The 13,415-nt window shown below is 45.5% G+C and carries 14 protein-coding genes and 1 pseudogene; 6 read left to right on the forward strand and 9 right to left on the reverse strand.

The genetic code is table 11. From position 1 onward, the window contains the following. Nucleotides 1-4: 4 nt before the first annotated feature. Nucleotides 5-931, forward strand: a complete 927-nt coding sequence (locus CSHOW_RS04200) for an ABC transporter ATP-binding protein (RefSeq protein ID WP_002948160.1) — start codon at nucleotides 5-7, stop codon at nucleotides 929-931. A 77-nt stretch (nucleotides 932-1,008) separates the two neighbouring features. On the opposite strand, the gene CSHOW_RS04205 is transcribed toward CSHOW_RS04200, so the two are convergent. The 6 genes from CSHOW_RS04205 to rpoD all read right to left on the reverse strand — a co-directional run bounded on the left by CSHOW_RS04205 (nucleotide 1,009) and on the right by rpoD (nucleotide 7,634). Then, entirely contained in the window at nucleotides 1,009-1,602 is a 594-nt protein-coding gene (locus CSHOW_RS04205) for a hypothetical protein (RefSeq protein ID WP_002948158.1), read from the reverse strand. Nucleotides 1,603-1,981: 379 nt separating this feature from the next. Beyond that, nucleotides 1,982-2,755: an ABC transporter ATP-binding protein gene (locus CSHOW_RS04210; RefSeq protein WP_002948154.1), complete on the reverse strand. Its 774-nt coding sequence runs from the start codon at nucleotides 2,753-2,755 to the stop codon at nucleotides 1,982-1,984. Further along, nucleotides 2,739-3,716 carry a FecCD family ABC transporter permease gene (locus CSHOW_RS04215; RefSeq protein WP_002948151.1) on the reverse strand — a complete coding sequence of 326 codons (978 nt, stop codon included), beginning with the start codon at nucleotides 3,714-3,716 and terminating at the stop codon, nucleotides 2,739-2,741. The genes CSHOW_RS04210 and CSHOW_RS04215 overlap by 17 nt, the downstream gene beginning before the upstream one ends. Beyond that, on the reverse strand, nucleotides 3,713-4,747 hold the full coding sequence (locus CSHOW_RS04220) for an ABC transporter substrate-binding protein (protein ID WP_002948150.1): 1,035 nt from the start codon (nucleotides 4,745-4,747) through the stop codon (nucleotides 3,713-3,715). The genes CSHOW_RS04215 and CSHOW_RS04220 overlap by 4 nt, the downstream gene beginning before the upstream one ends. A gap of 224 nt (nucleotides 4,748-4,971) precedes the next feature. Next, on the reverse strand, nucleotides 4,972-5,673 hold the full coding sequence (locus CSHOW_RS04225) for a hypothetical protein (RefSeq protein WP_002948149.1): 702 nt from the start codon (nucleotides 5,671-5,673) through the stop codon (nucleotides 4,972-4,974). 77 nt (nucleotides 5,674-5,750) lie between these two features. Then, on the reverse strand, nucleotides 5,751-7,634 hold the full coding sequence (rpoD, locus tag CSHOW_RS04230; RefSeq protein WP_002948148.1) for an RNA polymerase sigma factor RpoD: 1,884 nt from the start codon (nucleotides 7,632-7,634) through the stop codon (nucleotides 5,751-5,753). Between the two features lie 337 nt (nucleotides 7,635-7,971). On the opposite strand from rpoD, the gene CSHOW_RS04235 reads away from it, so the two are divergent. Together CSHOW_RS04235 and flgG are read left to right on the forward strand one after the other, a co-directional pair. Next, on the forward strand, nucleotides 7,972-8,784 hold the full coding sequence (locus CSHOW_RS04235; protein WP_002948146.1) for a flagellar hook-basal body protein: 813 nt from the start codon (nucleotides 7,972-7,974) through the stop codon (nucleotides 8,782-8,784). A 584-nt stretch (nucleotides 8,785-9,368) separates the two neighbouring features. Continuing rightward, nucleotides 9,369-10,157: a flagellar basal-body rod protein FlgG gene (flgG, locus tag CSHOW_RS04240; protein WP_002948143.1), complete on the forward strand. Its 789-nt coding sequence runs from the start codon at nucleotides 9,369-9,371 to the stop codon at nucleotides 10,155-10,157. A gap of 134 nt (nucleotides 10,158-10,291) precedes the next feature. Here the strand turns inward: flgG and CSHOW_RS04245 are convergent, their stop codons facing one another. From CSHOW_RS04245 to CSHOW_RS04250, 3 genes and pseudogenes are all read right to left on the reverse strand, one after another. After that, on the reverse strand, nucleotides 10,292-10,558 hold the full coding sequence (locus tag CSHOW_RS04245) for a tetratricopeptide repeat protein (RefSeq protein ID WP_002948140.1): 267 nt from the start codon (nucleotides 10,556-10,558) through the stop codon (nucleotides 10,292-10,294). A 6-nt stretch (nucleotides 10,559-10,564) separates the two neighbouring features. Next, a pseudogene (locus tag CSHOW_RS10640) lies at nucleotides 10,565-10,636 on the reverse strand (SEL1-like repeat protein); the annotation flags it as partial. A 33-nt stretch (nucleotides 10,637-10,669) separates the two neighbouring features. Then, nucleotides 10,670-10,861: an SEL1-like repeat protein gene (locus CSHOW_RS04250; RefSeq protein ID WP_002948137.1), complete on the reverse strand. Its 192-nt coding sequence runs from the start codon at nucleotides 10,859-10,861 to the stop codon at nucleotides 10,670-10,672. A 198-nt stretch (nucleotides 10,862-11,059) separates the two neighbouring features. Between CSHOW_RS04250 and CSHOW_RS04255 the strand changes: the two genes are divergently transcribed. From CSHOW_RS04255 to CSHOW_RS04265, 3 genes are all read left to right on the forward strand, one after another. Continuing rightward, nucleotides 11,060-11,722: an AzlC family ABC transporter permease gene (locus CSHOW_RS04255; protein WP_002948132.1), complete on the forward strand. Its 663-nt coding sequence runs from the start codon at nucleotides 11,060-11,062 to the stop codon at nucleotides 11,720-11,722. Continuing rightward, nucleotides 11,719-12,054 (forward strand): branched-chain amino acid transporter permease, encoded by a 336-nt coding sequence (locus tag CSHOW_RS04260; protein ID WP_002948130.1) that lies wholly within the window; start codon nucleotides 11,719-11,721, stop codon nucleotides 12,052-12,054. Before CSHOW_RS04255 ends, CSHOW_RS04260 begins: the two co-directional genes overlap by 4 nt. Nucleotides 12,055-12,137: 83 nt before the next feature. Beyond that, nucleotides 12,138-13,184, forward strand: a complete 1,047-nt coding sequence (locus CSHOW_RS04265) for a type II asparaginase (protein WP_002948128.1) — start codon at nucleotides 12,138-12,140, stop codon at nucleotides 13,182-13,184. The last annotated feature ends 231 nt before the right edge of the window (nucleotides 13,185-13,415 follow it).

Genomic DNA, 13,415 nt, shown 5'->3' on the forward strand with positions numbered 1-13,415 from the left:
AAACATGGCTGAAATTTTAAAAGTCGTAAATTTAAACAAGAAATTCGGAAATTTAGAGGTTTTAAAGGACGTAAATTTAAGCCTTAACGAGGGCGAAATTTTAAGCATTTTAGGCGATAGCGGCTGCGGCAAAAGCACACTTTTGCGCATTATAGCGGGACTTGAGACGCCAAGCGGCGGGCAAATCGCCGTAAAAGACGGCTTCGGTACGGCTATGATGTTTCAGAGCTACGCGCTTTTTCCTCATTTAAGCGTATGTAAAAACGTAGAATTTGCGCTGTGGCGACTCCCTAGCGCCGAGCGAGCCCAAAGGAGCGCGCAGCTGCTGGAGAAATTTAAAATCTCCGAACTAAAGGACAAAACTCCCGATCAAATTTCGGGCGGTCAAGCGCAAAGAACGGCCTTTGCCAGAGCCGTAGCAAACCGCGAAAAGCTGCTTTTGCTCGATGAGCCCTTCGCAAACCTTGATCGCAACCTAAAAAGCGCGCTAAGAGGCGAGCTAAAACAGATGATAAAGGCAAACGGCATCAGTGCGGTCATGGTAACGCACGATAAAGAGGACGCCTTTTTGCTAAGCGATAAAATCGCGCTGATAAAAGGCGGCAAGGTCCTAGCTTTCGGCGCGCCCAGGGAGCTGTATTTTAACCCAGCTTCTTACGAGATCGCTTGCTTTTTGGGCGATATGAATTTGATCGATGAGCGGGATGCGCAAAATTTGCCGGCTGAATTTAGAGCGTGGCTGGAGCAAAGAAACTTTATGTTTCGTCCGGAGCTAATAATAAGCGGCGAGAAATACGAAGCAGACGTGACTGAAGCAAAGTTTTTAGGCACATTTTACGAGTTAAATTTGGAGTTTTGCGGAGTTAAATTTAAAGCCGTCGTTAGCTCAAATTTGCAGATTTGCGATAAATTTAAATTTGACCTGGCTTAAATTTGGACGGGCTTAGTATAGCCGCGCGATTTTTTATCGTCTAAATTTGCCTAAAACGCAAATTTGACGAATTTGGCTTAGTCTTGATTGCGGTTTTCGACGTAATCCACTCTCGACCAGGCAAGCACGTAGATAAACCCTAACGCTAGATAGATGCCAAGCACCGCAAGCTCGATAGGGTAGGGATCGCGCAGGGCTTTGGTTAGTAAAAGCTTTAGCGCCGCAGCGATAAAAGTGCCGATCACGCAAAGTACGGCATAGCCTGAAAACATGGCGTTTTGCGTGACGTCACCGAGTTTTAAATTTATCTTTATCCAAAGCAAAAAGGCAAGCACCGCCGTGCCGCAAATGACGAAAAATAGGACCTTGTGCGTGCTGGCTGGTGCGTAGTTTGTGCTAAAACTTAGCAAAATCATTGTGCTGCTAATAGCGATAAAAATGCGGTAAAGCTTAAACACGCCTCCGCCTGCGAGTTTGTTTACCTTTGATATAGCGCCGTAAAGGCAGATGACGGAGACGAATAACATCGCTACGCGCGCGCTCGTTGCGATATCAAAGAGGCTTTTTGGTAAAACCATCTCTTGCGAGAGCAAATTTAAAATAACCAAAATCCCCGACGTCATACCGAGCGTCCTTGCCGTACTTATGCGTCCTATAAAGTTTTCTTGCATATTTTTCCTTTTATTAAGTTAATAAAAATTTTACACAAACAAGTTTAAAATATTTATTAAATTTAACCTAGCAGGCCGGGTAAAAATCACGGCATAAAAATACAAAAAAGAGAAGTCATAAGCAGGAAAAAGTATCGTTTGCGTCAAATTTGAGTTTCTAGAATGAAAGATGATTTGAGACCGCAAACAGGAAAATAGAATTTACGCCTGATAAATTTGGGTGGCTTACGTGTAGTTTAATAAACGCCGCAAAGCTCGTAGTCTGCGCAAATTACTAATCTAAAATTTTAAATAATCGGCAAATTTCACGAACTTGTAAATTTCAAAATACATAAAATTTTACGCACAGCGCAAAATTTGCCGATTAATAACCCAAAAACTACTTCACCTGCGCGCTAAAAATCTGTGTGATACTGGGTATCTGCTCGCCCGCAACGTCAAATTCCGCCGTTTTCATCCGCACGCGGTAAAGCGCGTTTAAATTTTCCTCGTTCAAAACCTCGGCGCTGGGCCCGTAAACGTAGCTAAGATCGTCTTTTAAAATGAGCGTGCGGTCTGCCACCGCAAGAGCGTGGTTTGGCTGATGCGTGGTAAAAACGATGCTGGCGTTGCTTTTTTGCTTTAAATTTACGATGAGGCTTAGCACGCGGTCTTGGTTTTTTATATCAAGCGCGCTGGCAGGCTCGTCCAAAAATAAAATTTCGCTCTTGCTCGCGATTGCCCTGGCAAAGAGCACGAGCTGCTTTTGACCGCCCGAGAGCGAGTTAAAGCGCTTGTTTTTCAGATGCGAGATTTCAAGGCTCTCAAGCGCGTCCAGGCAGATCTGCACGTCGCGTTTGCTCGGCTTTGAAAATAGCGAAATATCGCGCACGCGTCCCATCGCCACGATGTCTTGCACGCTGTAATCAAACGCCACGCTAAAGCTTTGCGGCAGAAAGCCGAATTTTGCCTGCGTACTAAGATGCCCTTCTTTGAGGCCTAGAATTCCCATCATGCACGACATCAGCGTGCTTTTGCCCTGACCGTTAAGTCCTAAAATCGCTAAAATTTGACCCCGCTCAATCTCAAAGCTCAATTTTTTAAAAAGAAATTTGCCCTCTTCGTAGAAAAATCCAGCGTCTTTGATCGAGAGCAAACTACCTTCTGTTCGCATCGGCGCTCCTTTTTAAGAGGATGGCGAATGTCGGGCTGCCGATGAGCGCGGAGATGATGCTAAGCGGCACTTCGCTAGAGCTGATCGAGCGCGATACGTCGTCGATAGCGAGCATAAAAACGGCTCCCGCGACGAAGCAAGCGGGCATGGAGCGCAAGTGATCGCTGCCAAATATCATCCTGGCTACGTGCGGTACCACCAGGCCGATCCAGCCGATGTTTCCGCTAACGCTGACCTGCGCGGCGACTAGCAGGGTGCAGATGACGAGGATGACCGAGCGCAGCCGCACGATGTTTACGCCGAGCACCTTTAGATCGCCGTCTTCGAGGCTGAGTAGGTTAAATCGCCACCGCATCGCGATGAGCGCCGCGACGCAGGGCGCCGAAACGGCGGCGAGCATGACGAGCTTGTCGTAATCAGCCCGCACAAAGCTGCCAAGCAGCCAATAGATGATGTTTGGCAGCACGTCTTCGTTGTCGGCTAGATACTGTACGAGGCTCGTTAGCGCGGCAAAAACGCCGTTTATGACGATGCCAGCTAGGATGAGCGAAAAGACGTCGCTGCGCGAGACGAATTTGGCGATAAAATAGAGCATAAAAAGCGCTGCAAGCCCGAAAAAGAAGGCAAAGCCTACGATAAAATAGGAGCCAAAACCTAGCATGATACAAAGCGCGCCGCCAAATGCCGCCGCGGTGCTAACGCCTACGATGTGCGGGCCTACGAGCGGGTTTTTAAACACCGCCTGAAGCGCGAGGCCGCTAAGCGCCAGTATCCCGCCGCAAAGGCTCGAAAGTAGGGCGCGCGGGATGCGGATATCTAGCACAACGCTCTTTGCCGTCTCGTCGGCGGAGGAGCCGAGTAAAATTTTACCCGTCTCCTCTAGGCTAACCGGATACTGCCCGATGCCCAGCGATACCGCAAATAGCAGGATCCAGAGCAGCAGCAGGGCGGAAAATTTCATTTATAGCTCGTGCGGTAGAATTTTTGATAAAATTCCTCCACTTTTTTGTCAAACTCCGCCTCGTCAAAGTGCGTCGGATAGAGCTTCATCGCTAGCCACCACTCGCCAAGCGCCATGGCTTCGGCGGTCGGATAGCCCCACGCTTTGGCGTATTCGGGCATCATGTAAATTTTATCCTCTTTGACCGCGCTCAAATTTACAAGCTGCGGGTTGGATTTAAGCTCGGCGGGCACCTGAGGGTAGCGATCCTGCACGAAGATCATCTGCGGCGCCCACGCTAAAACTTGCTCTGCAGATACCTGTTTGTAGCCTTTTATACTCTCTGCCGCGACGTTTTGCGCGCCTGCACGCATAAACATTATGCCCGTGTATTTGCCGCTGCCGTAGGTCGTGAGATCGGGATTTGCCATGTAAATTTTAGGCCTTTTATCCACGATGAAGTCGCTAAATTTAGCCTTTAGCTGCTCTTGTGAGGTTTTGACGAAGCTTATGAGCTCGGCGGCCTCTTTTTCGCGGTTTGCGACTTTGCCAAGAAGCTCGATCCCGTCGTAAAAGCCCTCGGTGTAGGCCGCTTCGTCGTCTTTGAAGGTCGGATTTAGCTTGCTCTTATCGGCGGCGTCGCTGCGCTGAAAGCTAACGGCGACGACAGGGATTTTGAGCTCGCTCATCTTATCGATGTATTCTTGTGGGATGTAGTTTGTGACGATCACGACGTCGGGCTTTAGCTTAAGCACCGCTTCGTAGTTGATGACCTTTAGATCGCCAGGCGTCTGCATGTCTTTTAGGCTTGGCGCTAGGCGGACGTAGTTTTTGCCGAGCGACTTTTCCCATGACTCCTGAATGCCGACAACTTTATCCAGCGCGTTTAGCTCATTGAGCGCGTTTAGGCTTTGGTGCTGAAGCACGACTATGCGCTTAACCTCATCCGGTAGCGTGACATCGCGGCCTAGCTGATCGGTTACGACGCGATCGGCAAAAAGCGAACTCGCGCACAGCGCAAGAGCTAGCGCGAAAGAGTGAGGCTTACTCATGTTTTTTCCTTAAGTTTTTAAATTATATTTATTTATTGGCTTAGAATTGGTATTTTTAACCCATAAATAAATAGTAGTATATTACAAGAACGGCGATGAATTTATTATAAATTTGCAGATTTTGTTTTACGGGTAAATTTGAGGGGCGACATTGGTGTAGTTTTTGATAAATTTAGCGAAACGACAAGCGTGGTAGCTGCGATGAAATTTGAAATTTATAAATTTTAAGGCTGCGCAAGAGTGATATTTTTGATCCTAGTCCAAGCTGCTAGTTCGTAAAGCGGGATTAAGAGCGCTATCGTAAGCAGCGCATACGGAGTTACTGAACCTTTAAGTGGCGAAATATCGATAAGCTGAAGCGCTGTGCACATAAAGGCTAAGCCTGGGTAGAAGTAGAAAGCACTGTTCTGCGTATCTTTGCCGAGCAGATAGTACGCAACGCCGAGCATAAGCCAAAAATAGATAGTTAGAATAGAGCCTATAGTAAGAAATATCGTAATGGCCGAGCCTTGTATATTTAAAAAATTATTTGCGACTGATCTGATTACAGAATAAGCATTGTCGACAAAAGAGCCTCCGATCTGCGCCGCGGCATACTCTACCGCGCTAAAACCGACTTGACTTACCGAATACAATGCCATAGATAACCATAAAATCGCCATTAGCGCCGCTGCGATTAGCGCGGAGGAAGTTTTGATAAAAAGTTTGCTTGCGGATAGTTTGGAAATTTGTCTAGCGGCAAGAAGCCTAAAAATCATCGATGCGAGAAATATAAGCCAAACGAAAAACACGGCGGTCAAAAAACCAGCCAGCGAGACGCGGCTACAAAATTCGCACAAAATCCAAATAGATATGTAGCCGCAGATTAGCAGAATATTAGAAGCTATGCCGCGGAATTTTATCTCGGTCAGGAGCTTCTGATTCATCTTTGCGCCTTTGGATTTTCTTTAAATTTGGTAGTTGATTTTATTTGCCGATCGGCTATAAAAGAGGAGGGCTAAATTTAGCCCTCGATGTAGTTTTTGAGTTTTCTACCGACTTTTGGGTGCTTTAGTTTTTTGATCGCAGAGCTTTCGATCTGGCGGACGCGCTCGCGTGTTACGTTTAGCTCTTTGCCGATCTCTTCTAGCGTGCGGTCGCTCTCGTCATCTAAAAGGCCAAATCTCATCCTGATGACGGCTTTTTCGCGCTCGTTTAGCTGATCCAGGACTTCGTCGATCTGCTCTTTTAGATCGTTTTTTAGGATGTGATCCATCGGGCTTAGCGAGCTTCTATCCTCGACAAAATCTCCAAATTTACCGTCGTCTTCGTTGCCGATAGGAGCTTCTAGGCTGATAGGCTCTTTGGTTATTTTGATGACCTGTTTTATCTTGTCCGCGCTTAGTCCGACCTCGGCTGCGATTACGTTTATATCAGGCTCTTTGCCTTCTTCTTGTAAGTATTTTCGGTTGATTTTGTTGATACGGTTTATCGTTTCTATCATATGGATAGGTATGCGTATCGTGCGTGCTTGATCAGCGATAGCGCGGCTAATAGCCTGACGTATCCACCACGTCGCATAGGTAGAAAATTTATACCCTTTTTTATATTCAAATTTATCAACCGCTTTCATTAGCCCGATATTGCCCTCTTGAATCAAGTCTAAAAACGGCAAACCGCGGTTCGTGTAGCGCTTGGCGATACTTACGACAAGACGTAAATTTGACTTTGCCATCCTAGCTTTTGCTTCGTCGGATATCTTTTTGCCGCGTTTGATCTGCTCTAAAATTTCCTTTAAAAGTATCGGATCTAGGTTAAATCCGCTCTTGCTCGCTTCCTTGGTCGCAAATAGCTTTTTGATCTCCACGTAGGTTGATACCATCGTAGCCTCGGGTACTCGCGCGATTATATCTTCTTTGCTGAGCTTGATGATATCTTTTAGGATCGACTTGTGATTTTTCTTTAGCTCGTCGCTAAACATAGGCAGCTTATACTCGAGTCTTTTTAGCTCTCTGTCAAATTCATCATCGCTCTTTAGCGCCGTTTCCATCGACTTTACGATCTCGGTTATGAGCTTGCTGGTAGGGCCTAGATCCATTAGCTTGTCTTTTAAAATTTTCTTTTTAAACGCAAGCGTTATCTTTGCTAAAAACTCATCCTCAGTCTCTACTTCGTTTTGTTTATTTGCAGTTTTTAACCACTCTTTTTTGGCCTTTTCGAGCGCTTTAAAGCTTTCGATTACTTTTTCGGCTCGTTTGTCGTCTTTTTTATTGTGTTTTTTTGGCTTGGCTTCTTTCTCTTCGCCTTCCTCGACATCATCCTCGACTTCTTCGTTTTCTTCCTCTTCTTCGACCTCTTCGCTACCTTCCTCACCTTCGTCGTCAAAGCTTCTAAAAAGCTCTTTTACGCGGCGTTCGCGGTTTATAAGCGGCTCTTTGTAGTCAAGAATAAAATCGATAAGGTATGGTACCGAGCAAAATGCGTCGATGATGATATCTTCGCCAAGTTCGATTTTTTTGCTGATTTCTACTTCTTCTTCTTTGGTTAGTAGCGCGATTTGACCCATTTCGCGCAGATACATACGCACTGGGCTATCCGAGCGCGACCACTCGAGCAGGTCCGTTTCGCTGGCGAGGTCAAATTCTTCTTCCAGATTGTCGTCGGCTAGTTTTGCTAGCTCCTCGCGGCGCTTTTTAGCATCTTCGATGTTGCGCATTTTTGCGATTTCAGCCGAGGTTATGAGCTGGACTTTATTTTCTTTTGCCAGCGATTCTATTTTTTTTGCTATCGCTGCCGTCGGCGCTTTGTCTAGAAATTTAACAAGTTTTTCGTAAGTGATATAGCCTTTGGCATTTTCTTTGAAAAGCTCTTCTATGAGCGACAATGCCTCTTTTTTTGCGGTACTCATTCGGGATTCCTTCTTTTTGTAGAAAACGAGGATTATACCCAAACTTCTTTAAATATTAATAAAAATACGATTATTCGGGCGTTTTTATGTAGGCTAAATTTGCTGAAAATTTTATTAAATTTAATTTGGAACGAAAGTTGCTAATGTTGTCAGAAAAATGCGATAAATCGCGCCAAATTTGTAAAAATAAAACAGTGAGGCGAAGTATCGTGAGGTGGATTTGAATATCGTGAAGCCAAAATTTTGCGTAGGCTAGGCGAGTGGCCTGCCGAGCTAAATTTTGGCAAACCCATTCAAAGATGCTCGCGAGACAAGTCGCCAAAATAAGGAAAAGTAAATGAACAACGGCTACTACCAAGCAACCGGCGCCATGGTGACGCAGTTTAACCGCCTAGACGTCATCGCAAACAATCTTGCCAATATAAACACTATCGGTTTTAAACGCGACGACGTCGTGGTGGGTGATTTTGAGAGGATTTTTAAGGAGTACCGCGACGAGCTACCGATAGAAAATCACACGAAAGACGCGGCGAAATTCCTAAACAGAACTATCGATAGAGTGCCGCAGATCTCTGAGCAATACGTGGATTTTAGTCAGGGCGGGCTTAAATTTTCAAACAACGACCTTGACTTTGCGATGAAGCGCGAGGATCTATTTTTCCTAGTCGAAGTAAAGCCAGGTGACGTGCGCCTAACTAAAAACGGCTCGTTTAATCTCGACGAGGACGGATTTTTGGTAACAAAAGAGGGCTATAAAGTGCTGCCGAGCGATTATTTTACGAACAATTTTCAAGGTATCCAAATCCCGCAGGGAGAGCGCTTTTCCGCCGATAAAAACGGCAATCTCTACTCAAACGAGGAGCCGCTAGCTAGGCTTTATATCGCGCAGCCAAAAGAGATACGAAATTTAACAAAAGAGGGCGATAATCTCTATGTTTTGCCGAATTTAAAGGAGCTTGAGGACGTGGGCGGCGAGATAGACGCAGTCGCGTGGAAATACACTCAAATCTCCAACGTAAACGCCGTGACTGAGATGGTCGGACTGATCGAGACGCAGCGCTTTGTCGAGATGTATCAAAAGGTGATGACGAGCCATATGGATGATCTAAATCAGGAAGCTATAAGTAAGCTTGCTAATACGAAAGTCTAATAAGCTGCGTCTTTTTAGCGCTTTTTAATGAGTTTGGTTTTTGCTTCTTCGGCAACCTTCATGGTTAGCCTCAGTCGCAAAAACTGCAACAGCATTAAAAATCATCTAAAAATACTTTGCTTATTATAGCTATGTTAAATTTGCTTTTTTGCTTACGATCGCAGGTGCTTCAACTCTAATTTTCTCTCAAAATTTTATTTTAAAATACTTTCGCCAAAATATTTTCAAATTTCCCAAAATTTGCAAATTTGGAACGCCTTTTGCTAAATACCCAATAAATGCGAGAAATCGCGCCGAATTTGTAAATTTTAGACTTTTGCCAGGCATAAAGCAGTCGGCGACGGTTTTATGCAAAAGCGTAAAATTTAAGACTGCAAATTTGGAATATTTTTTGCAAATTAAACAAATTAAAGATAAGGCGCTCAAAGCTAAGGTAATGACTAAGCGGAAGCGATTTGCGGATTAGACGAGGCGGGTTTTATTTTGGCGAGGGAGCATACTGGGCGTATGTGACCGAAGTCAAAATAAAACACAACGACGTATAAAACCAAAGCGCGACGCGCCTGTAGAAAGAGGAAAATGAAATGATGAGGTCTATTTATTCCGCCGCCACCGGCATGATCGCCCAACAAACCCAGATCGACGTTACGTCGCACAATATCGCAAACGTAAACACTATCGGCTATAAGAAAAACCGCGCCGAGTTTGCCGATCTGATGTATCAGGTCATGGAGTATGCAGGCACGGCAACTAGTGCCACGACGAAAAGCCCGACGGGTATCGAGGTGGGTCTGGGCGCGCGTCCGACGGCGATAACGAAGATATTTTCGCAAGGTTATTTTAAAGAAACGAGCAACAACCTCGATATGGTTATCGCTGGTAACGGCTTTTTCCAGGTGCAGCTTCCGGACGGCACGACGGCGTACACTAGAAACGGCGCCTTTAAGCTAGATAGCGAGGGCACGATCGTAAACTCCGATGGATACGTGCTTCAGCCTCAGATGACTATCCCTGCCGACGCTACGCAGGTTTCGGTGGGCACCGACGGCACCGTCTCCGTGCTGCAACCTGGCAACACTGAGATGACGCAGGTAGGTCGCATCGAGCTAGCAAATTTTATCAACCCGGCAGGCCTGCACTCTATGGGCGACAACCTCTATCTGCCTACGGGTTCTAGCGGCGAGGTCGTGGTCGGCACGGCAGGTCTTGACGGTCTGGGTACGATCAGACAGGGATTTGTCGAGATGAGTAACGTGCAACTGGTCGAAGAGATGACCGACCTCATCACTGGTCAGCGCGCATACGAAGCCAACTCAAAGGCTATCACGACGAGCGACGATATGCTCTCTATCGTAAATAGCCTAAAGAGATAGCCTAAAATAGGCTAAATTTGAGCCGCCTAATCCGAGATTTGTTTTGCAAATTTGACGGAGTGGGCGGCTTTTTAAATTTAATTAAACAAAACGGCCGAATTTGAGTTAAATTTTAGCCGTTTTGTAATGGCTCTTTATTTGCTTAGGATTTTGTAATTATCGCAACCTTGTTTTAAGCCCATATCGCAAGCTTTAGCGTATAGCTCGCTAGCTTTTTTATAGTCTAGCTCCACGCCGTCTTGCCCGTTTGCGTACGAAACGCCCAGATTGTAGCAGCTTCTTGCATAGTTCGCCTCGCAAGCTTTCAAAAATAGTTCGTTAGCTTTTTTGTAGTCTTTTTTTACGCCTTGTCCCTCTAGGTATAAAACCCAGAGATTATAGCAGCCTCCCTCATAGCTCATATCGCAAGCTTTAGAGTATAGCTCAGTGGCCTTTTTAAAGTCTTGTTTTACGCCTTGACCTTTTTCGTATAAAAGCCCGAGATTGCCGCAGCCTAGAGCTTCTCCAGCCTCTCAAGCTTTAGAGTATAGCTCGCTAGCCTTTTTATAGTCTTGTTTTATGCCTTCACCGCTTGCGTACGAAAAGCCAAGATTATAGCAGCTTCTTGTATCTCCACCGTCGCAAGCGTCTTGCAGCCTTTTTGCGTCATCGCCCGCTCCAAACAAAACCGCCGCGCATGCTACCGCTATGACTATTTTTTTCATGCTTTTGCTCCTATAAAAAGATTAGCGCCATTTTATAAGATTTATTATTAAAATCTGGATAATTTTTATATTAAACGCTAAATTTGGTTTGGTTAAATTTGCCCAGCGCGCCATCGGCTCAAATTTACTCAAATCTCCCGCCTTTATCCAAATTTTTTAAAATTTTAGATATTATCGCGCTTTTATTAAGGAAAATTTTTGCATTTTAGTTACGTTTTTAAGCTTAGTATTCCGATATTTATGGGCTATTTTCCCCTCGGCGTCGCCTTTGGGATACTAGCTAAAAGCATGGGCGTTAGCGCATTTATCGCCATAACGCTTAGCACTCTAGCTTACGGCGGTGCAGCGCAGTTTATGATGCTCTCGCTTTTTAGCGCGGGTACGGGGCTTTTGGAGGTTTTTATCGTCTCGTATCTGGTAAATTTACGCCATACTTTTTACGGGCTGGCGCTTTTAAAAGAGTACAAAGATCTCAAATTTCGCCTTTTTAATATCGCGACTCTCACGGACGAAACCTTTGCGATATTTAAGGCACTTAAGATCGCAGACGCAGCGGAGCGTAGCTATGTTTTTACGCGGCTAAATTTGCTCTCGTGGCTCTACTGGGCGGCGGGTACGGCGGTCGGATGCCTAGCCGGCGAGCTTATTAGGGTCGATACGAGCGGGCTTGAGTTTAGCTTGACGGCGCTTTTTATCGTGATCGTGATGGAGATGTTTAAAAACGATAAAAATTATAAAGTGCTGGGCGCGGCGTGCTTTTTTGGAGTCGCCGGCGTAGCGCTTATGCCTGCTAAAGCGATGCTGGTAGGCTCGATGGCGCTTTGCTTTATTTTTATTTTAGTTTTTAAGGATAAGCTTTGATAAGCGTGAGTTCTAGCGAGTGGGCGATATTCGCCGCCGTTTTGCTAAGCGCGTTTGCGACCTTTTTGACGCGCGCCGCGCCGTTTTACGTTATCAAAAACTATAAGCCGCGTCCGTGGCTAACGGCTGTGGAGCGACACATGGGGCTGATGATAATGGTCGTCTTGGTGTGCTACGGACTAAAGGACATCAAATTTGACGTTTATCCATACGGACTAAACGAAGCGGTAGCCGTTTTTAGCGCGGTTTTGATTCATCTAAAATTTAAAAATACCCTGCTTAGTATCGCGGCTTCTACGGCGATATATATGACGCTTATTAGGATTATTTAACTGAAAATAAAAATTAAGAATTAATAATAAATTTAAGCAATAAACGCTAAAATCCTCGTAACATCTCAATACAAGGAGCAAACATGCGTTTTGCAGTAAAGGCGGTGATTTTCATGCTTTTAGGAGCGACTTTGGCTTTTGCGAAGCCTACTATTTACATTTTGGCAACTGGCGGCACGATAGCCGGCAGCGGCTCGGGGGCTCTTGATACGAGCTATACCTCAGGAACCGTTACGGTCGATAAACTGATCGCTGCGGTACCTGATATCAACAAGATAGCAACCATCAAAGGCGAGCAGATCTCAAACATCGGCTCTCAAGAGATGAACAATGAAGTTTGGTTTAAGCTAGCAAACAGAGTAAACGAACTGCTAACTAGCGGCAAGGCCGACGGCGTAGTCATCACGCACGGAACTGATACGATGGAGGAGACTGCGTATTTTCTAAATTTAGTCGTAAAAAGCGATAAACCTATCGTAATGGTCGGCGCGATGAGAAATAGCGGCTCGCTAAGCGCGGACGGCCCGCTAAATATCTTTAACGCCGTAAACGTTGCGATGAATAAAGAAGCTGTAGGCAAGGGCGTAATGGTCGTGATGAACGACGAGATCCACGCGGCTAGAGAAGTAACTAAAACCAACACTACCGCGGTCGATACATTTAAATCTCCAAACAGTGGCAAGATCGGCACCGTGTTTTACGGCAACGTCAAATTTTACATGAATCCTACACGCAAACACACCGTAAATTCAGCATTTGACATCACAAAGATCAAAGAGCTTCCAAGAGTAGATATCATCTACAGCCACTCAAACGACAACCCGGACTTTGTAAATTTAGCCGTCAAAAACGGAGCTAAAGGCATCATAAATGCAGGCATGGGTAACGGAAATCCATTCCCAAGCGCGCTCGAGGCTCTAGGCGAAGCGGTTAAAGCCGGCGTAGTAGTCGTGCGCGACTCCCGCGTAGGTAGCGGCGAGACCACGCTAAACGGTGAGGTAGACGACGGCAAATACGGCTTTTTAGCTAGCGACAACCTAAACGCGCAAAAAGCTAGAGTGCTTTTGATGCTTGCGCTTACGCAAACAACCGATAAGGCTAAGATCCAGGAGCTTTTCCTAACTCACTAAAATTTGAGTTTGAGCAGATATCTCGTGGGTGCTTTTAAATGAGCTTTAATTTTTCTCAATCGACAGCCTACACGGCTAGTCTCAATCGAAAAATTATGCACAACATTTAAAATCACCTCACGATATATCCGCCTTATTTTATATTGAGGCAAGGTTATTCAAAGCGGGCAACTTGCCATCTCATTCGCAAAGCAAAATCCATCTTACCTAGTTTCGCGATACTTCCGCTTT

Source organism: Campylobacter showae, from assembly GCF_004803815.1.
Taxonomy (GTDB): Bacteria; Campylobacterota; Campylobacteria; order Campylobacterales; family Campylobacteraceae; genus Campylobacter_A; species Campylobacter_A showae.